This is a genomic window from Microbacterium sp. NPDC055312, from assembly GCF_053645675.1.
The window spans coordinates 667,561-689,961 of record NZ_JBSHMU010000002.1 but is presented as its reverse complement, the minus strand read 5'-3'; the positions used below and the strand labels follow the sequence as shown (position 1 = coordinate 689,961).

Sequence of the window (22,401 nt, the reverse complement as noted above, 5' to 3'; positions counted from 1 at the left end):
GCTCAGCCCTGGCGCTGCTTGTGACGCGGGTTCGACTTGCAGATGACCATGACGCGACCGTGACGACGGATCACGCGGCAGTGGTCGCAGATGGGCTTGACGCTGGGGTTGACCTTCATGATGGTTCCTGTTCGCTGTCTTCGTGCCGCCCCGCAGGGCAGGCCGTTACTTCTCGGCCGATCAGCGGTAGCGGTAGACGATTCGACCGCGGGTCAGGTCGTAGGGCGAGAGCTCCACGACCACGCGGTCCTCGGGGATGATGCGGATGTAGTTCTGCCGCATCTTTCCGGAGATCGTGGCGAGCACCTTGTGTCCGTTGCTGAGCTCAACGCGGAACATCGCGTTGGGCAGCGCCTCGGAAATGACGCCCTCGATCTCGATGACACCGTCTTTCTTAGCCATAGCCTCGCTGACGCTTCTGCAGATCGGCCGATCTGCGGTGGGTGGGTGATGAATGTGGTGCAGCCCGTTCGGACACGCCGCAATAAGGCACAAGGCACCAAGGAACTAAGATATACCCTTTGCGGCGCTGCGGCAAATGGAGCCCCGCTGGATCAGGGCAGCACCTTCGGGAGCTCGGTGTTGATCTCGTTGATGTCGAGGCGCTTGCCGTTGATCTCGACCGTCGGCGTGCCCTTGATCTCGTGCGCCTTCGCCTGCGCGGCGCCGTACTTCAGGTACGTGCCGTCGTCGATGCATCCCGCCGCCTTGTCGGCGCCGACCTGGTCGGCGATCTGCTTGAGCTGATCGTCAGTCAGTCCGGTCGAGTTCTCGGCAGGCTGGTTCGCGAACAGCGCGTTCATGAAGTCGAGCGCCTTGTCGGAGTTGTTCTCGGCGACGCAGTACATGGCTGCGGCAGAACGCGACGAGTAGTCCGTGCCCTGCGAGAGGTGGTCGAGGATCGCGATCGGGTGGATCGCGAGCGTCAGCTTGTCGGCCGCTGCGGCCTCCTGCAGCTGCTGGCCGTAGGCCTGCTCGAACGAGTTGCACGCGGGGCACATGAAGTCGAGGTAGGTCGTGACGACATCCTCGCCCTCACCGATGGTGATCGCCCCCGTCTCGGAGTTGACGATGTCGCTCTTCGGCGCCGGCCCTGCATCGGTGGCCTGGTTGTTCAGCCAGACGACGACCGCGCCCAGCGCGACCAGCACCACGACGACGGCGATGGAGATTCCGATGGCGAACCAGTTGGGCTTGCTCTGGGCGTGGGCCATGACAGTCCGATCTTCAGCACAAAATTGTCGCCCCCATTCTGCCGTCTGCACGCTATGCCTGCCATGTGAGCCGCGGCGCAGCGTTTTCCCGCGAGACTTACCTTCCAGCACGAGACAGGTGTCAATGAGCGCCGTCTGATGCTGGAGCGGAAGTCTCGCGGCTTTCCACATCCGGAGGTTCGCGACTGGCTTTCCACCGAAAGTGGGAATGAGACGGATGCTCGCGTCCGGCACTGCGTTGGATGGGCGAATGCTGCTGTTGATCGAACGTGCCATCGTCGCCTCCCCGGTTCCGCTGATCACGCGATCGGAGGCGCGGATGCTGGGGATCACGCTGCGCGCCTCGATCCACGTGCGGCTGCGGCGGGGCATCTACGCGCCGAAGCAGGCGTTCCTGAGGTTGAAGCCGTGGCAGCGCTACGCGGCTCGGGTGCACGCCTTCGCCCGCAGCAGGCCGGATGCCATACTTTGCCTCGAATCTGCGGCCGTGCTGCATGGGATGCCGGTGTTCGGGCATCCGCGCGACATTCATGTGTTCGACCCCGATCTCAGGACCTCGCAGCGCAGCGGAGACGTGTGCGTGCACACCAGCACCGATCCGCGTGAGATCGCCGTGGTCGCCGGCGTGCGGGTGACGTCGCTGCTCGACACTGCCGCCGACCTCGCCCGGGTGCTGCAGCCGGCGCGAGCTCTCGCCGTCGTAGACAGTGCGATCTCACCCGCGCAGGGTGGATCGGTGTCGGTCAGCGACATCATGACTCGCAGCAGGAGCCAGAACGGTTCGCGGGGCCGGGCCATGCTCCGCTGGGTATGCGAGCGAGCAGACCCTCGAGCGGAGTCCCCGTCAGAGAGTGTGAGCCGGGCGATCATCGAGTGGAGCGGATTCGAGGAGCCGGAGCTGCAGCGTAAGTTCCACTACGACGGAAACGATGACAGGGTCGACTTTCACTTCCGTTCCACCCGCGTGGTCGGAGAGGCTGACGGCTGGGGCAAGTACCACCTTGACGACGCCGACGAAGCGGCTGAGCGGCTCAGGGCCGAGAAGCGCCGCGAGAACAGGCTCCGGCGGCACGGGCATCCGGTCGCACGATGGGAGCTGGCAGACGCCTGGAAGGTCGATCCGCTGGTCGGCGCGCTGCCCGCAGCAGGGCTGCGTCCACAGCATCCGGTGCAGCCGGAGATGCTCGCCTCGCTCTCAGACCGCCGTCGTGACCACCTCCCGTCTCAGCCGAGTTCACCGCGCGAGACTTCCGTTCGGGCACGAGACGGAGTTCAATAAACGCCGTCTCGTGCTGGAAGAGAAGTCTCGCGGGGCGAAGGGAGCGAAACCGGCGGGGCTACGAGATCGGGACGGGGGTCACGCCGAACGGTGCGAGGCCGGCGGCACCGCCGTCGGGCGCGGTGAGCACCCAGATGCCGCCCTCGTGACGTACGACGCTGTGCTCCCAGTGCGAGCCGTCCGAGCCGTCGACGGTCGAGACCGTCCAGTCGTCGTCCTCGATGAACGTCGCCTCTCCCCCGGCGGTGACCATCGGCTCGATGGCGAGCACGAGTCCGGGGCGGATCTCGGCGCCGGCATCCGGGGTGCGGTAGTTGAACACGCTGGGCGCCTCGTGCATCTTGCGTCCGATGCCGTGGCCGACGTACTCGCGCAGGATGCCGTACGGCTCCTCCGATGCGCCCTGCGCCTCGATGTAGTCCTGGATCGCCGCTCCGAGATCGCCGATATGCGACGCGGATGCCATGGCGGCGATCCCCGCCCACATCGACCCCTCGGTGACCCGCGAGAGCTCCTCGCGGCGCGCCACCAGCTCGGGACGCGAATCATCGGGCACCACGAACGTCACGGCGCTGTCGCCGTTCCAGCCCTGGTACTGTGCTCCGCAGTCGATCGAGACAATGTCGCCCGGCTCGAGCACCCGATCACCCGGGATGCCGTGCACGACCTGCTCGTTGACCGAGATGCAGGTCGTGTGGCGGTATCCGCGCACGAGCTTGAAGTTCGACTCGGCGCCGCGATCGAGAATGGTGCGCTCGGCCACCGCATCCAGTTCCGCCGTCGTGACCCCCGCCCGCACCAGCGGGCGGATCGCGTCGAGCGCCGCGGCGGTGATCAGCCCGGGCTCGAGCATCGAGCGCAACTGGGCCGGTGTCTTGTAGATCGACTTGCGGAACATCGAACGGGTCAGACCAGCTGCCCGATGCCGCGTGCGGCGAGGGCCGACGAGATGCGCTCGGAGATCTCATCGAGCGAGCCGACGCCGTCGATGCGATCGACGATGCCGCGCTGCTCGTACACCGAGATGATCGGAGCGGTCTCGTTCTCGTAGATGTCGAGACGGTGCGCGATGGCCTCGTCGGTGTCGTCCGACCGGCCCTGCTCCACGGCACGCAGGCTGAGCCGAGCGATGCTCTCCTCGCGGGGCACGTCGAGCAGGATCACGGCGTCGAGCGACGCGTCGTGCTCGCCGAGGAACGCGTCGAGGTGGTGCACCTGCGCCGTGTTGCGGGGGTAGCCGTCGAGCAGGAAGCCGCCCTGCGCGTCGTCCTGCGACAGGCGGTCGCGCACGATCTCGCTGGTCAGCTCGTCAGGCACCAGGTCGCCGGCGTCGAGGATCGCGGTGACCTTCTGACCGAGCTCGGTGCCTTCCTTGATGTTGGCGCGGAACATGTCGCCGGTCGAGACGACGGGGATGTTCAGCGCCTCGGCGATGCGGATGCCCTGGGTGCCCTTGCCGGAGCCCTGCGGGCCGACGATCAGCAGTCGTGCGGAAGCGGTCATCGGAGGAGCCCTTCGTAGTGGCGCTGCTGCAGCTGCGCGTCGATCTGCTTCACCGTCTCGAGACCGACACCCACGATGATGAGGATCGAGGCGCCACCGAACGGGAAGTTCTGGTTGGCCTGCACCGTCGCCAGCGCGATCAGCGGGATCAGCGCGACGAGGCCCAGGTAGAGAGAACCGGGGAACGTGATGCGGGTGATGACGTAGTCGAGGTACTCCGCGGTCGGGCGACCGGCGCGGATGCCCGGGATGAACCCGCCGTACTTCTTCATGTTGTCGGCGACCTCGACCGGGTTGAACGTGATCGCGACGTAGAAGTAGGTGAATCCGATGATGAGCAGGAAGTACGCGGCCATGTACAGCGGCTGGTCGCCGGATGCCATGTTCGCCAGCACCCACGCCACCCATGCGGGCGGCTCGCTGCCGTCGGCGGGCGTGTTGAACTGCGCGATCAGCATCGGCACGTACAGCAGCGACGAGGCGAAGATGATCGGGATCACGCCCGCCATGTTGACCTTGATCGGGATGTACGTGTTCGTGCCGCCGTAGGTGCGACGGCCGACCATGCGCTTGGCGTACTGCACGGGCACCCGCCGCTGCGACTGCTCGACGTACACGATCAGCGACATCACCACGATGCCGATGATCATCACCAGGAGGAAGGTCTCGAAGCCCTTCGCCTCCCAGATGGCCCACATCGACGACGGGAAGGTGGCGGCGATCGAGGTGAAGATGAGCAGCGACATGCCGTTGCCGATGCCGCGCTCGGTGACGAGCTCGGCCATCCACATGATGAGTCCCGTGCCCGCGGTCATCGCGATGATGATGAGCGCCTGTGCCCACCACACGTCATTGGTCAGCAGGTTGTTGCACGCTGCGACGTCGGTCTGGCCGAAGAGCTGACCGCTGCGCGCCACCGTCACCACGGTCGCGGACTGCAGCAGCGCGAGTGCGATCGTGAGGTAACGGGTGTACTGGGTGAGCTTGCTCTGGCCCGCCTGGCCCTCTTGATGAAGGGTCTCGAAGTGCGGGATGACGACGCGCAGCAGCTGGGTGATGATCGTCGCGGTGATGTACGGCATCACGCCGAGGGCGAAGATCGACAGCTGCAGCAGTGCACCGCCGGAGAAGAGGTTGACGAGTCCGAGCAGGCCATCGGTGCCGGCGTTGGCAGCGAGGCACTGCTCGACGTTCGGGAAGTTCACGAACGGAGCCGGCACATTCGAGCCCAGACGGTACAGAGCGATGATGCCGATGGTGAAAAGGATCTTCTGCCGCAGGTCAGGCGTGCGGAAGATTCGCGCGATGGCGCTAAACAAGGGCGTTCCTCCTGAAGGGATTGCCGAACATCGAAGGACGGCCGAAAGTCCAGGGTAACGCAAAGGAGGGGCCGGACAATCTCCGACCCCTCCCAGCGTTCACTGCGGCCTGATCAGTTGACCGAACCGCCGGCGGCGACGATCTTCTGCTCGGCGCTGCCGGAGACCTTGTCGACCGACACGGTCAGCTTGACCGAGATGTCGCCGTCACCGAGGACCTTGACCTTCTCGTTCTTGCGCACGGCACCCTTGGCGACCAGGTCGCTGACGGTGACATCGCCACCCTGGGGGTACAGCTCCGCGAGCTTGGCCAGGTTCACGACCTGGTACTCGACGCGGAACGGGTTCTTGAACCCGCGCAGCTTCGGGGTGCGCATGTGCAGCGGCATCTGCCCACCCTCGAAGCCGAGACGCACGGTGTTGCGCGCCTTGGTGCCCTTGGTTCCACGACCGGCGGTCTTGCCCTTCGAGCCCTCACCGCGACCGACACGGGTCTTCGCGGTGTGAGCGCCGGGAACGGGACGCAGGTGGTGCACCTTCAGCACCGACGGACGCGAAGCCGGAGCGTCGGCGTCCTTCTTGGCCGGAGCCTTCTTGTCGGCGGCCTTGGCCGGAGCGGCCTTCGCAGCAGCCGGCTTCTTGGCAGCGGTCTTCGGGGCCTTCTCAGCCTCGACGGTTTCGTTGTTCTCAGCCATTAGTCGATCTCCTCAACCTTGACGAGGTGCGCGACGGCGCGGACGTAGCCGCGGGTCTGAGCGTCGTCGGGACGAACGACCGAGTCGCCGATCCGCTTGAGACCGAGCGAACGCAGCGTGTCGCGCTGGTTCTGCTTCTCGCTCACCTTGGACTTGATCTGCGTGACCTTGAGGCGCTCAGCCATCAGGCACCTACCTTCTGCGCGGCGGCGGCGGCAGCGGCCTTCGCCTCGTTGCGGATGATGATCTCCGGCACGACGGCGTCGTAGTCGAGACCACGACGAGCGGCGACGGCGCGCGGCTCCTCGAGACCCTGCAGAGCCTCGACCGTGGCGTGCACGATGTTGATCGTGTTCGACGAGCCGAGCGACTTCGACAGGACGTCGTGGATGCCGGCGCACTCGAGCACGGCACGCACCGGACCACCGGCGATGACACCGGTACCGGCAGCGGCCGGACGCAGCAGGACGACGCCTGCAGCGGCCTCACCCTGCACGGGGTGCGGGATGGTCGAGCCGACGCGCGGAACGCGGAAGAAGTTGCGCTTGGCCTCTTCGACACCCTTCGAGATCGCCAGGGGCACCTCGCGGGCCTTGCCGTAGCCGACGCCCACCAGGCCGTTGCCGTCGCCGACGACCACGAGAGCGGTGAAGCTGAAGCGACGACCACCCTTCACGACCTTCGAGACACGGTTGATGGTGACGACGCGCTCCAGGAACTGGTTGTCCCCGCGGTCGCGCGAGTTGCGGTCGCGGCCCTGGCCACGATCGCGACCGCCACGGCGGTTGTCGCGCTGCTCACGCTGCGGCTCGGCCTGAGCCTCGGCAGGAGCGGTTTCGGTCACTTCGTTCTCCTTGATGTCACTCACAGTGCCAGCCCCCCTTCACGGGCGCCATCGGCGATGGCGGCGACACGACCGGCGTAGCGGTTGCCGCCACGGTCGAACACTGCCTCGGAAACGCCGGCGGCCTTCGCGCGCTCAGCGACGAGCTCGCCGACCTTGCGGGCCTTGGCGGTCTTGTCACCGTCGAAGGAGCGCAGCTCGGTCTCGAGCGTGGAAGCGGATGCCACCGTGTGGCCCTTGGCGTCGTCGACGAGCTGCACGAACACGTGGCGCGCGGAGCGGTTGACGACGAGACGCGGGCGGACGTCGGAGCCGACGATCTTCTTGCGAAGACGTGCGTGGCGACGCGCGCGGGCGGCGGACTTGGACTTCACAGCCATGGTTACTTACCAGCCTTTCCGGCCTTGCGACGCACGACCTCGCCGGCGTAGCGCACGCCCTTGCCCTTGTACGGCTCAGGCTTGCGGATCTTACGGATGTTGGCAGCGGCCTCGCCGACAGCCTGCTTGTCGATGCCGCTCACGGTCACCTTGTTGGTGCCTTCGACCGTCAGGGTGATGCCTGCGGGCGGGTCGACCAGGACCGGGTGCGAGAAGCCGAGTGCGAACTCGATCGAGTTGCCCTTCTGCTGCACGCGGTAACCGGTGCCGACGACCTCGAGGCCCTTGGTGTAGCCCTGGGTGACGCCGACGATGTTGTTGTTGATGAGGGTGCGGGTCAGACCGTGCAGCGAGCGCGACTCGCGCTCGTCGTCCGGGCGGGTGACGAGAACCTGGTTCTCTTCGACCGTGACCTCGATGGGGTTGGCCAGGGTGAGCGAGAGCTCGCCCTTGGGACCCTTGACTGCGACCTCGCGGCCGTCGACCGAGACGGTCACGCCGGAGGGGATGTCGATGGGAAGTCGTCCGATTCGCGACATGTCAGATCACCACACGTAGGCGAGAACTTCTCCGCCCACGCCCTTCTGCTCAGCCTGACGGTCGGTGAGGAGACCGGAGGAGGTGGACAGGATGGCAACGCCGAGGCCACCGAGGACCTTGGGCAGCTCGGTCGACTTCGCGTACACGCGCAGACCGGGCTTCGACACGCGCTTGATGCCCGCGATCGAGCGCTCACGGTTGGCACCGTACTTGAGCGAGAGGGTGAGGTTGCTGCCGACGCGAGCGTCGGTGACCTCGTAGCCGGCGATGTAGCCCTCCTGCTGGAGGATCTCGGCGATGTTCGTCTTGAGCTTGCTCGACGGCATGGTCACGGAGTCGTGGTGCGCCGAGTTCGCGTTGCGCAGACGGGTCAGCATGTCTGCGACCGGGTCTGTCATCGTCATATCTGGTTTCCTTCGATCATGAGGTTCCGGCTGCCGTTACACGACAGACGGCCTTCGATGAGAGTCGCGTCCGAGCGGACGCACAATCTTCAATTGTACGGGCACTTCGACAGGCTCAGCGACCCACATGGGTCCCTGAGCCTGTCGAAGGGTCACGCCGGGGCGTCGGCGGCCTTGAACGGGAAGCCGAGCGCGCGCAGGAGAGCGCGACCCTCGTCATCCGTCTTGGCCGTCGTGACCACGGTGATGTCGAAACCGCGGACGCGGTCGATCTTGTCCTGATCGATCTCGTGGAACACGCTCTGCTCCTGGAGACCGAAGGTGTAGTTGCCGTTGCCGTCGAACTGGTCGGCCGACAGACCGCGGAAGTCGCGGATGCGCGGCAGCGCCAGGTTGACGAGGCGGTCGACGAACTCCCACGCGCGGTCGCCGCGGAGGGTGACGTGCGCGCCGATGGCCTGCCCCTCGCGCAGCTTGAACTGCGCGATGGACTTGCGGGCCTTCGTGACGATGGGCTTCTGACCGGTGATCTTGGTGAGGTCGTCGATGGCGCCCTCGATCACCTTGGAGTCACGAGCCGCCTCACCGACACCGGTGTTGACGACCACCTTGACCAGGCCGGGGATCTGCATGACGTTCGCGTAGCCGAACTGCTCCTGCAGAGCCTTCTTGATCTCGGTGTTGTACTTCTGCTTCAGGCGAGGCTGGGTCTTGCCAGTCTCAGCAGCAGTTGCCGTTGCCATCAGAGGTCCTTACCTGACTTCTTCGCGTAGCGCACGCGGACCGTGCGCTTCACGCCGTCCTTGACCTGCTCCTCGACGCGGTGGCCGACGCGGGTCGGCTTCTTGGTCGAGGGGTCGACGAGAGCGACGTTGGAGATGTGGATCGGGGCCTCGACGGTCTCGATGCCACCGGTCTTGGTGCCGCGCTGGGTCTGGCCGACACGGGTGTGGCGGGTGACGAAGTTGACACCCTCCACGACGACGCGGTTCTGCTCGACGAGGATCTCGAGGACCTTGCCCTGCTTACCGCGGTCGCCGCCCTTGTCCTGCTTGCGGCCGCTGATGACCTGAACCAGGTCACCCTTCTTGATTTTCGCCATGATCAGATGACCTCCGGGGCGAGCGAGACGATCTTCATGAACTTCTTGTCGCGAAGCTCACGACCGACCGGTCCGAAGATGCGGGTGCCGCGGGGCTCCCCGTCGTTCTTCAGGATGACGGCGGCGTTCTCGTCGAACTTGATGTACGAACCGTCGGCACGACGCGTCGACTTGACGGTGCGGACGATGACGGCCTTGACCACATCGCCCTTCTTGACGTTGCCGCCGGGGATCGCGTCCTTGACGGTCGCGACGATGGTGTCGCCCAGACCGGCGTACCGGCGGCTGGAGCCACCGAGAACGCGGATCGTGAGCAGCTCCTTGGCGCCGGTGTTGTCGGCGACCTTGACGCGGGACTCGTTCTGGATCACTTTGCCTTCTCCAGGATCTCCACCAGACGCCAGCGCTTGGTGGCGCTCAGCGGGCGGGTCTCGTTGATGAGAACGAGGTCGCCGATGCCGGCGGTGTTGTTCTCATCGTGCGCCTTGACCTTCGAGGTGACGCGGATGACCTTGCCGTAAAGCGGGTGCTTCACGCGGTCCTCGACCTCGACGACGATGGTCTTGTCCATCTTGTCGCTGACGACGTAGCCACGGCGCGACTTGCGGTATCCGCGGGCGCCTGCCTCGCGGACGTCGTGCTCGCCGTGCTCGACGGCGTCAGCAGCCTTCTTCTCAGCCATTACTCGGCCTCCTCCTTCGGAGCGGCCTCGTCAGCGGCATCCGCCTTCTTGGCCTTGCTCTTCTTCGCCTTCGCCGGAGCCTCGACCGGAGCGGGCGTCGCACGGATGCCCAGCTCGCGCTCGCGGATCACGGTGTAGAGGCGCGCGATGTCGCGCTTGACGGCGCGGATGCGGCCGTGGCTCTCCAGCTGGCCGGTGGCCGACTGGAAACGGAGGTTGAACAGCTCCTCCTTGGCCTTGCGCAGCTCCTCGACGAGGCGCTGGTCTTCGAACGTGTCGAGCTCGCTCGGTGCGAGCTCCTTGGTGCCGATCGCCATTACGCGTCGCCCTCCTCGCGCTTGATGATGCGTGCCTTGAGCGGCAGCTTGTGAATGGCCCGGGTGAGGGCCTCGCGAGCGAGTTCCTCATTGACGCCCGCGACCTCGAAGAGGACACGGCCCGGCTTAACGTTGGCGACCCACCACTCGGGCGAGCCCTTACCCGAACCCATGCGGGTCTCAGCGGGCTTCTTGGTGAGCGGACGGTCGGGGTAGATGTTGATCCACACCTTTCCGCCACGCTTGATGTGACGGGTCATCGCGATACGAGCGGACTCGATCTGACGGTTGGTCACGTAGGCGGGAGTCAGCGCCTGGATGCCGAACTCACCGAACGACACCTTGGTGCCACCGGTGGCCTGGCCCGAACGCTTCGGGTGGTGCTGCTTGCGGTACTTGACCTTGCGAGGGATAAGCATCAGGCAGACGCTCCTTCTGCGACGGGAGCCTCGTTGCGACGGTCACCGCGGTCGCCACGGGGGCCACGACGGTCGCCACGCTCGCGCGAAGGCTTCTGGTTGGCCTGCTCGCGAGCAAGCTCCTTGTTGGTGAGGTCGCCCTTGTAGATCCAGACCTTCACGCCGATGCGGCCGAAGGTGGTCTTCGCCTCGTAGAAGCCGTAGTCGATGTTCGCGCGCAGCGTGTGCAGCGGCACACGACCCTCGCGGTAGAACTCCGAGCGGCTCATCTCCGCGCCGCCGAGGCGGCCGGAGACCTGAATGCGGATGCCCTTGGCGCCGGCGCGCTGCGCGCCCTGCAGACCCTTGCGCATCGCGCGACGGAACGCCACGCGAGCAGAGAGCTGCTCGGCGATGCCCTGCGCGACGAGCTGAGCGTCGGCCTCGGGGTTCTTGACCTCGAGGATGTTCAGCTGGATCTGCTTGCCGGTGAGCTTCTCGAGGTCGCCGCGGATGCGCTCGGCCTCGGCGCCGCGGCGGCCGATGACGATGCCCGGACGTGCGGTGTGGATGTCCACACGCACGCGGTCGCGGGTGCGCTCGATCTCGATGTTCGAGACACCGGCGCGGTCGAGCTGCGTCTGCAGCAGACGACGGATCTTGATGTCCTCGGCGACGTAGTCGGCGTAACGCTGGCCCGGCTTGGTCGAGTCCGAGAACCAACGCGACACGTGGTCCGTGGTGATGCCGAGGCGGAAGCCGTACGGGTTGACCTTCTGGCCCATTACTTGCTCGCCTTCTTCGTCTTGGCCGCCGGTGCGGCCGCGTCAGCGACCTCCGGGGTGGCCAGCACGACCGTGATGTGGCTCGTGCGCTTCTTGATCTGCGAGGCACGACCCTGAGCACGGGGGCGGAAACGCTTGAGCGTCGTGCCCTCGTCGACGTACGCGTTCTTCACGTACAGGTCCTGCTCGTCCAGGAATTCGCCGTCACGGTCGGCCTTGACCGACGCGTTGGCGATGGCGGAGTGCACGAGCTTGTAGATCGGCTCGCTGGCACCCTGCGGTGCGAACTTCAGAATGGCCAGTGCTTCCTGCGCCTGCTTGCCCTTGATGAGCGCGACGACACGACGAGCCTTCTGAGGGGTCACGCGGATGTGCTTGACGCGTGCGATGGATTCCACCATTGTTCTCCTCCTCTGTTTCTGTCCAGAGCGTCACCGCGTCAGCGGCGACGGCCCTTCTTGTCGTCCTTCTCGTGGCCGCGGAAGGTGCGGGTGGGCGCGAACTCGCCCAGCTTGTGGCCGACCATGGTCTCGGTCACGAACACGGGGATGTGCTTGCGACCGTCGTGCACGGCGATGGTGTGTCCCAGCATTGCGGGGATGATCATCGAGCGACGCGACCAGGTCTTGATGACGTTCTTCGTACCGGACTCGTTCTGTCCGACCACCTTGCGAAGCAGGTGCTCGTCGACGAAGGGGCCCTTCTTGAGACTGCGTGGCATCTTCCTCTACTCCTACTTGCGCTTCTTGCCGGCGTTGCGGCGGCGGACGATGTACTTGTCACTTTCCTTGTTGGCGTGACGGGTACGACCCTCAGCCTGGCCCCACGGGGAGACGGGGTGACGTCCACCGGACGTCTTGCCCTCGCCACCACCGTGCGGGTGGTCGACCGGGTTCATGGCGACACCGCGGACGGTCGGGCGAACGCCCTTCCAGCGCTTGCGGCCGGCCTTGCCCCAGTTGATGTTCGACTGCTCGGCGTTGCCGACCTCGCCGATGGTCGCGCGGCAGCGCGCATCGACGTTGCGGATCTCGCCCGAGGGCAGACGCAGCTGTGCGTAGGGACCGTCCTTCGCGACCAGACGCACCGAGGCGCCGGCCGAACGGGCCATCTTCGCTCCGCCGCCGGGACGCAGCTCGATCGCGTGGATCACGGTACCGGTGGGGATGTTCTTCAGCGGCAGGTTGTTGCCCGGCTTGATGTCAGCGCCGGCACCCGACTCGACGACGTCGCCCTGCTTCAGCTTCGTCGGCGCGAGGATGTAGCGCTTCTCGCCGTCGAAGTAGTGCAGCAGCGCGATGCGCGCGGTGCGGTTGGGGTCGTACTCGATGTGCGCGACCTTGGCGTTGATGCCGTCCTTGTCATTGCGACGGAAGTCGATGACACGGTACTGGCGCTTGTGGCCACCACCGATGTGACGGGTCGTGATGCGGCCCTGGTTGTTGCGACCACCGGTCTTGGAGAGCGGGCGCAGCAGCGACTTCTCAGGCGTCGATCGGGTGATCTCGGCGAAGTCGGCCACCGACGAACCGCGGCGACCCGGGGTCGTGGGCTTGTACTTGCGAATAGCCATTATCTGTCCTTATCCCCCGGTCAGCCGACTGCCGTGAAGATGTCGATGGAACCCGACTTGAGAGACACGATCGCACGCTTGGTGTCCTTGCGCTTGCCGGTGCCGAAGCGGGTGCGGCGGGCCTTGCCGACGCGGTTGATCGTGTTGACCGAGGCGACCTTGACGCCGAAGATCTTCTCGATGGCGAGCTTGATCTCGGTCTTCGAGGCGCGCGGGTCGACGAGGAAGGTGTACTTGCCCTCATCGATCAGGCCGTAGCTCTTCTCGGACACGACCGGCCCGAGGATGATGTCGCGCGGGTCCTTGTTCAGGGCCGTGGCGAGAACGTTCTGCTCGGTCATGCCGAGACCTCCTCTGCGGTCGCGCCCGTCTTCGAGGCGATGAAGCCCTCGAGTGCGGCCTTGGTGAAGACGATGTCGTCGGAGACGACCACGTCGTAGGCGTTCAGCTGGTCGAAGCTGATCAGGTGAACGTTCGCGAGGTTGCGGACGCTCTTCGTGGTCAGCTCGTCAGAGCGCTCGATGACGACCAGCACGTTCTTCGACGGGGCGACGGAGGCCAGCAGGCCGGCCGCAGCCTTGGTCGAGGGGGTGCTGTCGGCGACGAAGGCCTCGACGGCGTGCAGACGCTGGCCGCGGAAGCGGTCGCTGAGCGCGCCACGAAGGGCGGCGGCGATCATCTTCTTGGGGGTGCGCTGCGAGTAGTCGCGCGGCTGCGGGCCGTGGACCGTGCCACCGCCGCGGTGCTGCGGCATGCGGATCGAGCCCTGACGGGCGTTACCCGTGCCCTTCTGCTTGAAGGGCTTGCTGCCGGAGCCGGACACGTCGCCACGAGTCTTCGTCGCGTGGGTGCCCTGACGCGCGGCGGCGAGCTGCGCGACGACGACCTGGTGGATCAGGGGGACGTTGGTCTCGACGTCGAAGATCGAGGCGGGCAGCTCGACAGAGCCTGCCTTCTTGCCTTCGACCGTCAGGACGTCGATAGCCAGAGTGGAGTCAGCCATGGGATCAGGCACCCTTCACTGCGTTGCGGACGTACACGATACGACCACGCGCACCGGGGACGGCGCCCTTGACGAGCATGAGTCCCTTCTCGGCGTCGATGGCGTGCACCGTGAGGTTGAGGACGGTCACGCGCTCGCCACCCATGCGGCCGGCCATGCGCATGCCCTTGAACACGCGGCTCGGGGTCGACGAGGCGCCGATCGAGCCGGGCTTGCGGTGGTTGCGGTGCGCACCGTGGGAGGCGGAGACGCCGGCGAAGTTGTGACGCTTCATGACACCGGCGGTGCCCTTGCCCTTGCTGGTGCCGACGACGTCGACCAGCTGACCTGCCTCGAACACGCCGTCGAGCGTGAGCTCCTGGCCGAGCGAGTAGTCAGCGGCGTCCGCGGTGCGGATCTCGGTGACGTGGCGACGCGGCGTGACGCCGGCAGCCTCGAAGTGGGCGGTCAGCGGCTTGTTGACCTTGCGGGGGTCGATCTGGCCGTAGGCGATCTGAACGGCGTTGTAGCCGTCCTTCTCGGGGGTGCGAACCTGGGTGACCACGTTCGGCGCCAGCTCGATGACGGTCACGGGGATGAGCTTCCCGTTCTCGTTCCAGACCTGGGTCATGCCGAGCTTCGTGCCGAGCATGCCCTTGGAAATCTTTGCGTTGATGTCAACCATGGCGGACCTCAGAGCTTGATCTCGATGTTGACATCGGCGGGCAGGTCGAGACGCATCAGCGAGTCGACGGCCTTCGGCGTCGGGTCGACGATGTCGATCAGACGCTTGTGGGTGCGCATCTCGAAGTGCTCGCGGCTGTCCTTGTACTTGTGGGGCGACCGGATGACGCACACGACGTTCTTCTCGGTCGGAAGCGGCACGGGCCCGACGACGGTCGCGCCCGCACGGGTCACGGTGTCGACGATCTTTCGTGCCGACGTGTCGATGACCTCGTGGTCATACGACTTCAGGCGAATGCGGATCTTCTGTCCCGCCATTGTCTGCTCTCTCTCTATAGGCGTCGTACCGTCCGGGGCCGGGTGACCCTGGGGCATTGGACGCTCGATGGCGCTGGTCGCGCCTTCGGCACTTACGCACCGCTGTTGTCTTTTCACCATGAAGACGCCAGCATCGGATGCTTGCGTCTTCGAGTGGGAGGTGTTCTGCTGCCCGCGGCCTAGAACCCTGCAGCATCCTGGGGATGTCGCCGTCTATGCACAGTCGTGACAGTGATTCCGCGCTTCACGAAGAGCGCAGAAATGTGGAACCTGTCTATTCTGCCACGCGGATTCCGGCGCCGCAAACCCGGGCGTGTCGCGGTCGGGCGCCCCCGTCCGCTACTCGGGTAAATGCGTTTTCGCGCTATCATCTCAGGCGCCGGAGATCGTTCCGGCGATGGGGAGGCGACGTGCCAGATTCGCAGAACGCGGTGGTGATCGAGGACGATCCGGACATCAGGGAACTCGTGCGCGAGGTGCTCGAACAGGCGGGGTTCCGCGTGTTCGTCGCCGGCACCGGGGCCGACGGCATCGCTCTGATCGACGAACACCACCCGCTCGTCACGACGCTGGACGTGAGCCTTCCCGGCATGGACGGGTTCGAGACGGCGCGCCGCATCCGAGCGTTCAGCACCACGTACATCGTCATGCTGACCGCGCGGGCCGAGGAGATCGACGCCGTGCAGGGGCTGCAGTCCGGCGCCGACGACTATCTGACCAAGCCGTTCCGACCCCGCGAGCTGCGAGCGCGCATCGACGCGATGCTGCGCCGACCCCGTTCGCTCAGCGCCCAGGACGGCACCCCGGCGCCCGCCGCACGGCCGGATGCCGGCGACGACCACGACTGGATCGAGCACAGAGGTCTCCGGCTGCATCCCGCGATGCGTCTCGCGACCGCCGACGGTTCATCGCTCGAGCTCACCCGCAGCGAGTTCGACATCCTCAGGGATCTGCTCACCTCGGGCCGTCGTGTGGTCTCGAAGGAGGTGCTCGCGCTGATGCTGCGCGGTGACCGCATGGCGGGAGGAAGCTACGTGAGCGAGCACGACGTGCGCGCCATCGAGGTGCACGTCGCGAACCTCCGGCGCAAGCTCGGCGAGTCGGCCACCCAGCCCCGGTGGATCGAGACGGTGCGCGGGGTCGGCTACCGCCTCGCGGTCTGACCCGCTTTCGCCGCTGCCCTTCAGTCGGCGATCACCACGGACGCGTCGAGGCTCGTGGTCGCGCGCCCCGCGGCATCGAACGCCGCTCGGATCAGCGCGCGGGCATCCTTGCCGTAGGTGTCGGCTACCGCGACGCCGACACCGATCACCGGGATGACGGCGGTGCCGCGGTCGGCTAGATCGTCGAGAATCCGTCGCTGGATGCGGCTCGCCAGTCGCCGCACCGCCGCCGGCGATTCCGCCGCGACGGCGAGCCCGAGTCCGTTCGGCCCGAGTTCGCCGACCGGCGACATCGCGGGAGCATAGCGGCGGAGGGACTCGCGACACAGAGCCACGACTGCCTCCTGCTCGCTCGCACCGAACGCGATGCCGATCTGCGGCAGGTCGTCGGCGCGGAACGCGATCACGCCCAGCGTGCGCTCGTCTTCGCGGTCGACCTCGATGATCCGCTGCACCATGACGAAGAACGAGCGCGCGGTCAGCAGCCCGTCTCCCGTCAGGCTCAGTTCGCTGCTGCCCTCTCCGAAGACGACCGCGTTGTTGCGGAGCGTGGTCGTCGTGACCAGCGCGACGATCAGGAGCACGATGGTCAGGATCCCCGCGCTGCTCGAGTCGAACCAGGTGCGGAAGACGTCGCTGGCGGGCCCCAGGGTCATGAACACTGCGCTTCGCGCGCCGTAGTAGATGCCGCCCACGATCAGGACGACCGTCAGACCGATGGTCTCGGGAGTGTCTCCGTTGCGCCCGCGTCGTGACTCGGCGGCGCCGAGGAGCGCGAAGACGGCCACGCCCGCGAACGTCGCGGCGGCACCGGCCCACTCCCCTGCTGCGGCGCCTTCGACGAAGACGGCGGCCACCGAGACGAGAACGGCGGCTGCGACGATCATGCTCGGACGCAGCAGACGGTGCGCGTTGTGCCGCAGGCAGCCCAGCCACAGGCATCCGACGGTGCCGACCAGCGCCCCGTTGCCGATGGCGAGCGGAACAAGGTGCTCGTCGACCTTCATCCACACCAGGTAGGCGATGACGGTGAGGATGCCGAACAGGTACGCCACCGCCCACAGCTGACCTGCCCGGCTCTCCTGACGCAGCAGGGTCTCGAGCAGGTACATCACCGCGGCAGAGAGCGCCGCGACGGATACGAGGACGTTGACGGTGTACGCATCCAGCTGCATCAGGTCTCCTCTCGGGCTGCCGGCAACGGCAGCGACATCGTGAACTCGGCTCCCTGGCCGAGGACGGTGCTCACCGTGAGCGAGCCGTTGTGCGCCACGACGATGTCGCGGCTGATCGACAGACCGAGCCCGCTGCCGTGTGTCACGGACTGCCGGACAAGCGCCGAGCGGAAGAACCGCTCGAACAGGCGCGGCACTTCGCCGGCGGGGATGCCCGGTCCGTCATCGCGCACCGCAAACACCACCCGGTCGGCTTCGGTGCGCACGTCGACCTCGACTCGACCACGGTCTCGGCCGTACTTCACCGCGTTCGAGACGAGGTTGTCGATCACCTGACGGATGCGATGCGCGTCGATGTGGGCCCACACCGGGCCGTCCGCGAGCAGCTCGATGGACATGCCGCGTTCCGCAGCGGGCAGCAATGACGACTCGATGGAGGCTGCGGCGAGCGCCGTGAGGTCGGTGCGCTCGGGTCTGATCGACAGCGACACCCCCATGCGCGACATCGCGGATGCCGCCACGAGATCCGACACGATGGCGAGCAGCCGCGCGGCGTTGCGCTCGACGACCTCGAGGCTGCGCCGCGACGAGGCGGAGAGGGTCTCGTCGTCGAGGACGAGCTCGACATAGCCGGTGATCGAGGTCATCGGGGTGCGCAGCTCGTGCGAGACGGATGCGATCAGGTCTTCCCGGGCGCGCAGGGCGAGCTCCTCCGCGGTCGTGTCCTGCGCCACCACGATGAGCCCGTCGTGCGAGACGTTCTTGCCGGTGAGACGACGTGAGCTGAACTGCAGCGAGCGGCGGGCGAGGTCACCGGGGGCACCGAACCAGACGAGGGCGCGGTCGATCTCCTCCCCTCGTCGTGCGCGGGCGAGAGGGAGCTCGTCCTCGGCGAGCGGGGTCAGCCCGTCGGCGGCGAACGGCTGCAGCACGTCCGTGTCGCCGATGGCGGAGTGCAGACGCGCCATGGCCTCATTCGCGACGACCTGATCGCCGTTCGCCGTCAGGCGGATGAGCCCGAAGTCGACGGCATCCAGCGCCTCGGTGACGAGCTCCTCCTGGCTTCTGGCGCGATCCACCGCCCGGCGCAGCTCACGCGACTGCTTCTCGAGCACCACGCGCTGCGCACCCGATCTCCACGACGCGACCGCGGCGATCGTCGCCAGCCCCGCGACCACGATCGGGAACACCACGAACGCCGAGAGCAGAGGAGGCGCCTCGACGAGGACGATAGACGCCCAGTAGAGCGTGGTGACCACGACGGTCGCTCCGACCACTCCGAGCATCCCCAGCGTCGATCCGACCCACATCGCGGGGAAGAGCCACAGCAGCGGGAATCCGGATGCCGGGGACGAGAGCGTCAGCAGCATGACCGCGCCGATGTCGATCAGCGGCAGGAGCAGCACGAGTCCCACCGGGCTGCGCTGCCACGGGACGAGGATCGCGGCTCCCGTCGCGATGAAGATCAGCGTCAGGCCGAGCATGAGGGCGTCGACCCCGACGACGGCTCCCGTCGCGAGCGAGAGGAGCACGGCGAGGACCACGGCGGTGCCGAGCAGGACCTGGTTGAGCAGAACGGCCCTGTCGCCTACGTGTCGCAGCGCGGTCGGGGCATCCGACGCCAGGAACGTCATTACTCGAATCTAACCGGCGACATGACGGCCGACGGCACCGTCGTGGGGTGCCGGGTCAAAGATGCGCAGATCCTGAGCCTGTCGAGGCGACGCTTCCTCTGCGGCGCATCCGGTCGACGAGGCCCGAGCCGAATGCCCACGCGGCGTAGCCGAAGAGGAGCACCACAGCCACCGTCACCATGACGGCGCGGTGGGGACCGGTGATCGCCACTGCCGCCCAGCCCAGCCACGGGATCGCATACCAGACCGTGCCGCGCACCTGCACCTCACGGACCGGATCTGCGTCCGCTGCTGCGTTGTTGTCGCCCTTGGTGATGAATCGTCGCTCGCCATCGACCCCGGCGAGAACCTGGGTGACGCGGTGCGTGATCAGGGTCGGCTCACCGCTGCGCAGCTGGTAGGTCAGCACCATGCCGGGTTCCACGTCGGCGGCATCGGTCGGTCGCACGACGACCATCGTTCCCGGCGGCAGGTGCGGCTCCATCGACGAGGTCAGCACGGTGAGCGCGGTGGATCCGGTCAGTGCGGGGACCGCGATCGCGAGTGCGCCGACGGCGAGAATGCCGACGAGCAGTGCGACCGCGACGGCATTCAACAGCGCCCGCAGCAGGCCACCCCGCGATGACGTCGCAGGTTCAGGAGGGAGTGGCCCGCAGAATGTCTCGGCCTGGATGACGACGGAGTCACGCATCGGCTTCATCTCCTTCGGAACGACGACGTCGAGCCCACAGGAAGGCGATCATGCCCGCGACGGTCGCGGCGACACCCACCGCCGCTGCCGTCACCGCGCCGGTGCCGCCGGTCGCGGCCAGCGCGCTCGGCGGTGATGTCGGGGAGGGCTGCGGTGCGACGCCGCCATCCTCAGGCGCAACAGTGCAGGCGGCGCCTGCCGGCTGCACTGCCGCGGCCGAGGCATCCGCCAGCACCGCGCGCATCCGGAAGCGCAGGTCGGCCAACGCGCCCTGTTCGTCGGTGAGCGCGGAGCTGAGCGACGCGGTCACCCGGATCCGAACAGCCTGACCGGGTGCGAGCACGCTGTCGCTGCTGAGCACAGTGCACGAGCCGTTCGCGAGCGCCGTCGACATGGTGACCGGCGTCGCGCCGGTGCCGTCGGGGGCGGCAGCGAGCTCGACGTGCGCGGCGAACACGGCATCGACGCTCACCGGGTCGACGAGGTCGAGGCGAAGCCGTCCGGTGTGCGCGGAGTCGTTTCTGATCCAGAACGACGCGCTTTCGCGATCGCCGGGCACGAGACGCAGGTCGTCGGCGAACGCGGGCAGCACGTCGGTGCTGGAGTAGTGCGTGCCGTCGGTGGAGACGACAAGGTCATCCTCGGCGGCGGTGGCCGCCGTCGGGGTGGCCAGCGCTGCGACTGCGAGCAGGGCGGCCGCGCAGGTGGAGGCGGGACGTGTCATGTTCCGAGGCATGTCAACCGATACCTCCGGACGCCTGAACTCCGGTCAAGCCGGTGCGGCTGAGCAGGATGTTCCCGTATGCGACGTCAGTGGAACCTGCGAACACGATGCGGAACTCGGTGGTGCCGCTGATGGAGATTTCGCTTCGACCGAAAGCGACGGAGGTCGCACCGACGCGTACTGCTGCGACGTCAGCCCAGCCGCTGCCATTCTTCTTCTGCAGCATCATCCCGGTCGTCGTGATCGTCGAGCTGAAACCGAGCGTCACGGTCGGATTCCACCACGCGCCTGTGTCCGGAGACATCGTGAGTGGCTCAACGTCGAACGTCAGCTGGGCGGCAGGCTGGTCGCACTCGACGACCCTCGTTGCGGTATTCCCCGACGTTGTGTTCATCCCGAGGCATCTGCCGTCAGCCGCGGAGACGAGCTGAAAGAAGGAGCCGGAGTTCTGCACGTACCAGCGCTGCGCGTCGCTCGATGCGGTGGCGGCGATCTGCTGCACACCAGTGGCTGTCTGCGTGAGCCGCGTGCTGGGCGCGTGTCGTGGCCGGATCGTGACGAAGTTCTGGTCACCGCCGTTCACCGGCATGAACTGCCAGCGCTGATTGGACTCCTGATGGCATGTCCAGGAGATCACGTTGGTGTTCGCGCCCCCAGCTCCGGATGCATCCAGGCAGATTCCGTTGGCCGCCCTGCTGCGGATCGTGTGCCAGGAAGACTTCGCCGGGTCGAAGAAGTTGGTGGTGAGCGGGTACATGCCTGCGGTGCGCTGCGTGTGCTTGGCGGTGGGCGTCGTAGCCACCCAGCCTTGCGCGTTCAGGGTCACCGTGAGTTCGGGGTTCACGGTGCGTCCGCCGGACTGCACCGCGATCGCCTTCCAGTCAGGGATCCGGGTGCGCACGCAGAGGGTGGCGATGGCGTCCTTGGGCAGCGCGAGCTGCATGGTGGTGGCTCCCCAGGTGCCTGTGGCCACACCGGAGCCCGGCACACCGGTGGCATCCGTGCAGGCGCCGGAGGTGTATCGCCACAACGAGATCGGCAGATCGTTCGCGCCCTGCTGCGCGGAGGCGATCGAGACAGTGGCGGTACCGTCGATCGTACTGTTGTTCGTCACGGTGAACGACCGGGTGCTGGTCAGATTGCTCGGCAGGTACTTCGTCTCTTCGGGCGCGGCGAAGCCGGCGTGCGAAACCGCGACGGAGTCGGTCGTAACCCTGCCCGCGGTAGTGGCCTGGGTCGTCCAGTACGACCAGGCAGACCCGCTGCCGACGAACACGAGGAACGTCGCGAGACCGGCGATGATCGGGAGGCGCTGGCGTGCGAACACGGTGATCACGCCCCCTTCTGGACGGCGTCGATGGTGAGGGTGAGACTGTGGGCGGACCCGCTGCCCGCCGCTGGCGAGGGATTGGGCAGGCTCACCACGAGGCAGAAGGACTTCGTCTGGCCCGGCGTGAGCGAGCCCAACGCCGGCTTCGTATATCCGTTCAGCGCGGAGGTCCCGGCGAGTGCTGAGGTGCAGGCGGCAGCGTCCGCGACCTCCGTGAGAGCCCCCCGAGCGGATTCGGCGTAGGCGGGTCCGCCGGGGGCGGCGATCCGACCGGTGAGATCGACGGGTGCCTGCCCGGTGTTCGTGACCGTGAACGCCCAGGTCGCTGGTGCTGCCGGTGTCAGCTTTTTCTCCGGCAGGGCGGCCGTCGTGCCGTCACCGATCCGGATGCCGAACGTCGCCGCTTGCACGGTGGCCTGAGCGACCGGCGCCGAGTCGCTCAGGAAGGCGAAGGTGACGCCGGCGCCGGACACTCCGAGAGCCACCGCCGCCGCGCTCGCGAAGAGCGAGACGAGCACCGTTCGCCCCGTCAAGGGCTTGGGCGTCGAGGCGCGCAACGGTCGCCGTGAACTGAAAGGCCCCATGTCTGTGCTCCCCAGTGGTGTGAGTGTGTGATCGGGTCTGTGTGGCGCTGCGGCAGTCCCCGGCCGCAGCGCCACGCGAGA

General features: G+C 66.9%; 34 protein-coding genes. 2 read left to right on the top strand and 32 right to left on the bottom strand.

Annotation, left to right across the window (positions count from 1 at the left end; genetic code table 11):
* Nucleotides 1-2 precede the first annotated feature (2 nt).
* The 3 genes from rpmJ to ACWIDW_RS07750 all read right to left on the bottom strand — a co-directional run bounded on the left by rpmJ (nucleotide 3) and on the right by ACWIDW_RS07750 (nucleotide 1,214).
* Nucleotides 3-119, bottom strand: coding sequence for a 50S ribosomal protein L36 (rpmJ, locus tag ACWIDW_RS07760; RefSeq protein ID WP_071644008.1), 117 nt, complete (start codon nucleotides 117-119; stop codon nucleotides 3-5).
* A 61-nt stretch (nucleotides 120-180) separates the two neighbouring features.
* Entirely contained in the window at nucleotides 181-402 is a 222-nt protein-coding gene (infA, locus tag ACWIDW_RS07755; RefSeq protein WP_017201569.1) for a translation initiation factor IF-1, read from the bottom strand.
* Between the two features lie 152 nt (nucleotides 403-554).
* The gene (locus ACWIDW_RS07750; protein ID WP_454124245.1) at nucleotides 555-1,214 is read right to left on the bottom strand and encodes a DsbA family protein; all 660 of its coding nucleotides are present in this window, start codon (nucleotides 1,212-1,214) and stop codon (nucleotides 555-557) included.
* Nucleotides 1,215-1,464: 250 nt separating this feature from the next.
* Between ACWIDW_RS07750 and ACWIDW_RS07745 the strand changes: the two genes are divergently transcribed.
* Complete coding sequence (locus ACWIDW_RS07745) at nucleotides 1,465-2,493, top strand: hypothetical protein (protein WP_454124243.1); 1,029 nt, start codon at nucleotides 1,465-1,467, stop codon at nucleotides 2,491-2,493.
* A gap of 58 nt (nucleotides 2,494-2,551) precedes the next feature.
* Here the strand turns inward: ACWIDW_RS07745 and map are convergent, their stop codons facing one another.
* The 23 genes from map to rpsJ form a co-directional block, all read right to left on the bottom strand.
* Nucleotides 2,552-3,391: a type I methionyl aminopeptidase gene (map, locus tag ACWIDW_RS07740; RefSeq protein WP_454124242.1), complete on the bottom strand. Its 840-nt coding sequence runs from the start codon at nucleotides 3,389-3,391 to the stop codon at nucleotides 2,552-2,554.
* Nucleotides 3,392-3,399: 8 nt separating this feature from the next.
* Complete coding sequence (locus tag ACWIDW_RS07735; protein ID WP_454124241.1) at nucleotides 3,400-3,996, bottom strand: adenylate kinase; 597 nt, start codon at nucleotides 3,994-3,996, stop codon at nucleotides 3,400-3,402.
* The gene (secY, locus tag ACWIDW_RS07730; protein ID WP_454124240.1) at nucleotides 3,993-5,315 is read right to left on the bottom strand and encodes a preprotein translocase subunit SecY; all 1,323 of its coding nucleotides are present in this window, start codon (nucleotides 5,313-5,315) and stop codon (nucleotides 3,993-3,995) included. The genes ACWIDW_RS07735 and secY overlap by 4 nt, the downstream gene beginning before the upstream one ends.
* Before the next feature lie 113 nt (nucleotides 5,316-5,428).
* Nucleotides 5,429-6,010 carry a 50S ribosomal protein L15 gene (rplO, locus tag ACWIDW_RS07725; RefSeq protein WP_454124239.1) on the bottom strand — a complete coding sequence of 194 codons (582 nt, stop codon included), beginning with the start codon at nucleotides 6,008-6,010 and terminating at the stop codon, nucleotides 5,429-5,431.
* Nucleotides 6,010-6,195 (bottom strand): 50S ribosomal protein L30, encoded by a 186-nt coding sequence (rpmD, locus tag ACWIDW_RS07720; protein ID WP_071640253.1) that lies wholly within the window; start codon nucleotides 6,193-6,195, stop codon nucleotides 6,010-6,012. Before rpmD ends, rplO begins: the two co-directional genes overlap by 1 nt.
* Nucleotides 6,195-6,878, bottom strand: coding sequence for a 30S ribosomal protein S5 (gene rpsE / locus ACWIDW_RS07715; RefSeq protein WP_454124238.1), 684 nt, complete (start codon nucleotides 6,876-6,878; stop codon nucleotides 6,195-6,197). The genes rpmD and rpsE overlap by 1 nt, the downstream gene beginning before the upstream one ends.
* Nucleotides 6,875-7,234 (bottom strand): 50S ribosomal protein L18, encoded by a 360-nt coding sequence (gene rplR, locus ACWIDW_RS07710; RefSeq protein ID WP_101188495.1) that lies wholly within the window; start codon nucleotides 7,232-7,234, stop codon nucleotides 6,875-6,877. Before rplR ends, rpsE begins: the two co-directional genes overlap by 4 nt.
* Before the next feature lie 2 nt (nucleotides 7,235-7,236).
* Nucleotides 7,237-7,773, bottom strand: coding sequence for a 50S ribosomal protein L6 (rplF, locus tag ACWIDW_RS07705; protein ID WP_452321976.1), 537 nt, complete (start codon nucleotides 7,771-7,773; stop codon nucleotides 7,237-7,239).
* 6 nt (nucleotides 7,774-7,779) lie between these two features.
* On the bottom strand, nucleotides 7,780-8,178 hold the full coding sequence (gene rpsH / locus ACWIDW_RS07700; protein ID WP_454124237.1) for a 30S ribosomal protein S8: 399 nt from the start codon (nucleotides 8,176-8,178) through the stop codon (nucleotides 7,780-7,782).
* Nucleotides 8,179-8,330: 152 nt separating this feature from the next.
* A complete protein-coding gene (rplE, locus tag ACWIDW_RS07695) occupies nucleotides 8,331-8,921 on the bottom strand; it encodes a 50S ribosomal protein L5 (RefSeq protein WP_071640263.1) in 591 nt (196 codons plus the stop codon).
* Nucleotides 8,921-9,280 (bottom strand): 50S ribosomal protein L24, encoded by a 360-nt coding sequence (gene rplX, locus ACWIDW_RS07690; RefSeq protein WP_454124236.1) that lies wholly within the window; start codon nucleotides 9,278-9,280, stop codon nucleotides 8,921-8,923. The genes rplE and rplX overlap by 1 nt, the downstream gene beginning before the upstream one ends.
* Nucleotides 9,281-9,282: 2 nt before the next feature.
* Nucleotides 9,283-9,651: a 50S ribosomal protein L14 gene (gene rplN / locus ACWIDW_RS07685; RefSeq protein ID WP_454124235.1), complete on the bottom strand. Its 369-nt coding sequence runs from the start codon at nucleotides 9,649-9,651 to the stop codon at nucleotides 9,283-9,285.
* Nucleotides 9,648-9,962 carry a 30S ribosomal protein S17 gene (gene rpsQ / locus ACWIDW_RS07680; RefSeq protein WP_271639517.1) on the bottom strand — a complete coding sequence of 105 codons (315 nt, stop codon included), beginning with the start codon at nucleotides 9,960-9,962 and terminating at the stop codon, nucleotides 9,648-9,650. Before rpsQ ends, rplN begins: the two co-directional genes overlap by 4 nt.
* Nucleotides 9,962-10,279 carry a 50S ribosomal protein L29 gene (gene rpmC / locus ACWIDW_RS07675; protein WP_101188489.1) on the bottom strand — a complete coding sequence of 106 codons (318 nt, stop codon included), beginning with the start codon at nucleotides 10,277-10,279 and terminating at the stop codon, nucleotides 9,962-9,964. The genes rpsQ and rpmC overlap by 1 nt, the downstream gene beginning before the upstream one ends.
* Nucleotides 10,279-10,698, bottom strand: coding sequence for a 50S ribosomal protein L16 (gene rplP, locus ACWIDW_RS07670; protein ID WP_179410064.1), 420 nt, complete (start codon nucleotides 10,696-10,698; stop codon nucleotides 10,279-10,281). The genes rpmC and rplP overlap by 1 nt, the downstream gene beginning before the upstream one ends.
* The gene (gene rpsC, locus ACWIDW_RS07665; protein WP_071640276.1) at nucleotides 10,698-11,462 is read right to left on the bottom strand and encodes a 30S ribosomal protein S3; all 765 of its coding nucleotides are present in this window, start codon (nucleotides 11,460-11,462) and stop codon (nucleotides 10,698-10,700) included. The genes rplP and rpsC overlap by 1 nt, the downstream gene beginning before the upstream one ends.
* Complete coding sequence (gene rplV, locus ACWIDW_RS07660) at nucleotides 11,462-11,863, bottom strand: 50S ribosomal protein L22 (RefSeq protein ID WP_101188487.1); 402 nt, start codon at nucleotides 11,861-11,863, stop codon at nucleotides 11,462-11,464. Before rplV ends, rpsC begins: the two co-directional genes overlap by 1 nt.
* Before the next feature lie 38 nt (nucleotides 11,864-11,901).
* Nucleotides 11,902-12,183: a 30S ribosomal protein S19 gene (gene rpsS, locus ACWIDW_RS07655; RefSeq protein ID WP_071640280.1), complete on the bottom strand. Its 282-nt coding sequence runs from the start codon at nucleotides 12,181-12,183 to the stop codon at nucleotides 11,902-11,904.
* Between the two features lie 12 nt (nucleotides 12,184-12,195).
* Nucleotides 12,196-13,035 carry a 50S ribosomal protein L2 gene (gene rplB / locus ACWIDW_RS07650; RefSeq protein ID WP_336646366.1) on the bottom strand — a complete coding sequence of 280 codons (840 nt, stop codon included), beginning with the start codon at nucleotides 13,033-13,035 and terminating at the stop codon, nucleotides 12,196-12,198.
* Between the two features lie 20 nt (nucleotides 13,036-13,055).
* Complete coding sequence (gene rplW, locus ACWIDW_RS07645) at nucleotides 13,056-13,376, bottom strand: 50S ribosomal protein L23 (protein WP_099194598.1); 321 nt, start codon at nucleotides 13,374-13,376, stop codon at nucleotides 13,056-13,058.
* Nucleotides 13,373-14,038, bottom strand: a complete 666-nt coding sequence (gene rplD / locus ACWIDW_RS07640; RefSeq protein ID WP_454124234.1) for a 50S ribosomal protein L4 — start codon at nucleotides 14,036-14,038, stop codon at nucleotides 13,373-13,375. The genes rplW and rplD overlap by 4 nt, the downstream gene beginning before the upstream one ends.
* Before the next feature lie 4 nt (nucleotides 14,039-14,042).
* Entirely contained in the window at nucleotides 14,043-14,702 is a 660-nt protein-coding gene (rplC, locus tag ACWIDW_RS07635; RefSeq protein ID WP_099194596.1) for a 50S ribosomal protein L3, read from the bottom strand.
* 8 nt (nucleotides 14,703-14,710) lie between these two features.
* Nucleotides 14,711-15,019 carry a 30S ribosomal protein S10 gene (rpsJ, locus tag ACWIDW_RS07630; protein ID WP_017201594.1) on the bottom strand — a complete coding sequence of 103 codons (309 nt, stop codon included), beginning with the start codon at nucleotides 15,017-15,019 and terminating at the stop codon, nucleotides 14,711-14,713.
* A 410-nt stretch (nucleotides 15,020-15,429) separates the two neighbouring features.
* On the opposite strand from rpsJ, the gene ACWIDW_RS07625 reads away from it, so the two are divergent.
* Entirely contained in the window at nucleotides 15,430-16,182 is a 753-nt protein-coding gene (locus ACWIDW_RS07625; protein WP_454124233.1) for a response regulator transcription factor, read from the top strand.
* Between the two features lie 20 nt (nucleotides 16,183-16,202).
* Here ACWIDW_RS07625 and ACWIDW_RS07620 read toward each other — a convergent pair whose 3' ends face one another.
* Genes ACWIDW_RS07620 through ACWIDW_RS07595 form a run of 6 tightly spaced genes read right to left on the bottom strand, consistent with a single transcriptional unit; the run spans nucleotide 16,203 to nucleotide 22,254 of the window.
* Nucleotides 16,203-17,357 carry a hypothetical protein gene (locus ACWIDW_RS07620; protein WP_454124232.1) on the bottom strand — a complete coding sequence of 385 codons (1,155 nt, stop codon included), beginning with the start codon at nucleotides 17,355-17,357 and terminating at the stop codon, nucleotides 16,203-16,205.
* On the bottom strand, nucleotides 17,357-18,991 hold the full coding sequence (locus tag ACWIDW_RS07615; protein WP_454124231.1) for a sensor histidine kinase: 1,635 nt from the start codon (nucleotides 18,989-18,991) through the stop codon (nucleotides 17,357-17,359). The genes ACWIDW_RS07620 and ACWIDW_RS07615 overlap by 1 nt, the downstream gene beginning before the upstream one ends.
* 55 nt (nucleotides 18,992-19,046) lie before the next feature.
* On the bottom strand, nucleotides 19,047-19,682 hold the full coding sequence (locus ACWIDW_RS07610) for a signal peptidase I (protein ID WP_454124230.1): 636 nt from the start codon (nucleotides 19,680-19,682) through the stop codon (nucleotides 19,047-19,049).
* The gene (locus ACWIDW_RS07605; RefSeq protein ID WP_454124229.1) at nucleotides 19,675-20,406 is read right to left on the bottom strand and encodes an LPXTG cell wall anchor domain-containing protein; all 732 of its coding nucleotides are present in this window, start codon (nucleotides 20,404-20,406) and stop codon (nucleotides 19,675-19,677) included. Before ACWIDW_RS07605 ends, ACWIDW_RS07610 begins: the two co-directional genes overlap by 8 nt.
* Nucleotides 20,407-20,419: 13 nt before the next feature.
* Nucleotides 20,420-21,742, bottom strand: coding sequence for an RICIN domain-containing protein (locus tag ACWIDW_RS07600; RefSeq protein ID WP_454124228.1), 1,323 nt, complete (start codon nucleotides 21,740-21,742; stop codon nucleotides 20,420-20,422).
* Complete coding sequence (locus tag ACWIDW_RS07595) at nucleotides 21,739-22,254, bottom strand: hypothetical protein (protein WP_454124227.1); 516 nt, start codon at nucleotides 22,252-22,254, stop codon at nucleotides 21,739-21,741. Before ACWIDW_RS07595 ends, ACWIDW_RS07600 begins: the two co-directional genes overlap by 4 nt.
* Between the last annotated feature and the right edge of the window lie 147 nt (nucleotides 22,255-22,401).

Bases quoted from the DNA above. Each gene is read 5' to 3' on its own strand.
- rpmJ (WP_071644008.1), bottom strand. From the start codon at position 119: ATGAAGGTCAACCCCAGCGTCAAGCCCATCTGCGACCACTGCCGCGTG.
- infA (WP_017201569.1), bottom strand. From the start codon at position 402: ATGGCTAAGAAAGACGGTGTCATCGAGATCGAGGGCGTCATTTCCGAG.
- ACWIDW_RS07750 (WP_454124245.1), bottom strand. From the start codon at position 1,214: ATGGCCCACGCCCAGAGCAAGCCCAACTGGTTCGCCATCGGAATCTCC.
- ACWIDW_RS07745 (WP_454124243.1), top strand. From the start codon at position 1,465: ATGCTGCTGTTGATCGAACGTGCCATCGTCGCCTCCCCGGTTCCGCTG.
- map (WP_454124242.1), bottom strand. From the start codon at position 3,391: ATGTTCCGCAAGTCGATCTACAAGACACCGGCCCAGTTGCGCTCGATG.
- ACWIDW_RS07735 (WP_454124241.1), bottom strand. From the start codon at position 3,996: ATGACCGCTTCCGCACGACTGCTGATCGTCGGCCCGCAGGGCTCCGGC.
- rplO (WP_454124239.1), bottom strand. From the start codon at position 6,010: ATGGCTGAGAACAACGAAACCGTCGAGGCTGAGAAGGCCCCGAAGACC.
- rpmD (WP_071640253.1), bottom strand. From the start codon at position 6,195: ATGGCTGAGCGCCTCAAGGTCACGCAGATCAAGTCCAAGGTGAGCGAG.
- rplR (WP_101188495.1), bottom strand. From the start codon at position 7,234: ATGGCTGTGAAGTCCAAGTCCGCCGCCCGCGCGCGTCGCCACGCACGT.
- rplF (WP_452321976.1), bottom strand. From the start codon at position 7,773: ATGTCGCGAATCGGACGACTTCCCATCGACATCCCCTCCGGCGTGACC.
- rpsH (WP_454124237.1), bottom strand. From the start codon at position 8,178: ATGACGATGACAGACCCGGTCGCAGACATGCTGACCCGTCTGCGCAAC.
- rplE (WP_071640263.1), bottom strand. From the start codon at position 8,921: ATGGCAACGGCAACTGCTGCTGAGACTGGCAAGACCCAGCCTCGCCTG.
- rplX (WP_454124236.1), bottom strand. From the start codon at position 9,280: ATGGCGAAAATCAAGAAGGGTGACCTGGTTCAGGTCATCAGCGGCCGC.
- rpsQ (WP_271639517.1), bottom strand. From the start codon at position 9,962: ATGGCTGAGAAGAAGGCTGCTGACGCCGTCGAGCACGGCGAGCACGAC.
- rpmC (WP_101188489.1), bottom strand. From the start codon at position 10,279: ATGGCGATCGGCACCAAGGAGCTCGCACCGAGCGAGCTCGACACGTTC.
- rplP (WP_179410064.1), bottom strand. From the start codon at position 10,698: ATGCTTATCCCTCGCAAGGTCAAGTACCGCAAGCAGCACCACCCGAAG.
- rpsC (WP_071640276.1), bottom strand. From the start codon at position 11,462: ATGGGCCAGAAGGTCAACCCGTACGGCTTCCGCCTCGGCATCACCACG.
- rplV (WP_101188487.1), bottom strand. From the start codon at position 11,863: ATGGTGGAATCCATCGCACGCGTCAAGCACATCCGCGTGACCCCTCAG.
- rpsS (WP_071640280.1), bottom strand. From the start codon at position 12,183: ATGCCACGCAGTCTCAAGAAGGGCCCCTTCGTCGACGAGCACCTGCTT.
- rplB (WP_336646366.1), bottom strand. From the start codon at position 13,035: ATGGCTATTCGCAAGTACAAGCCCACGACCCCGGGTCGCCGCGGTTCG.
- rplW (WP_099194598.1), bottom strand. From the start codon at position 13,376: ATGACCGAGCAGAACGTTCTCGCCACGGCCCTGAACAAGGACCCGCGC.
- rplD (WP_454124234.1), bottom strand. From the start codon at position 14,038: ATGGCTGACTCCACTCTGGCTATCGACGTCCTGACGGTCGAAGGCAAG.
- rplC (WP_099194596.1), bottom strand. From the start codon at position 14,702: ATGGTTGACATCAACGCAAAGATTTCCAAGGGCATGCTCGGCACGAAG.
- rpsJ (WP_017201594.1), bottom strand. From the start codon at position 15,019: ATGGCGGGACAGAAGATCCGCATTCGCCTGAAGTCGTATGACCACGAG.
- ACWIDW_RS07620 (WP_454124232.1), bottom strand. From the start codon at position 17,357: ATGCAGCTGGATGCGTACACCGTCAACGTCCTCGTATCCGTCGCGGCG.
- ACWIDW_RS07615 (WP_454124231.1), bottom strand. From the start codon at position 18,991: ATGACGTTCCTGGCGTCGGATGCCCCGACCGCGCTGCGACACGTAGGC.
- ACWIDW_RS07610 (WP_454124230.1), bottom strand. From the start codon at position 19,682: ATGCGTGACTCCGTCGTCATCCAGGCCGAGACATTCTGCGGGCCACTC.
- ACWIDW_RS07605 (WP_454124229.1), bottom strand. From the start codon at position 20,406: ATGACACGTCCCGCCTCCACCTGCGCGGCCGCCCTGCTCGCAGTCGCA.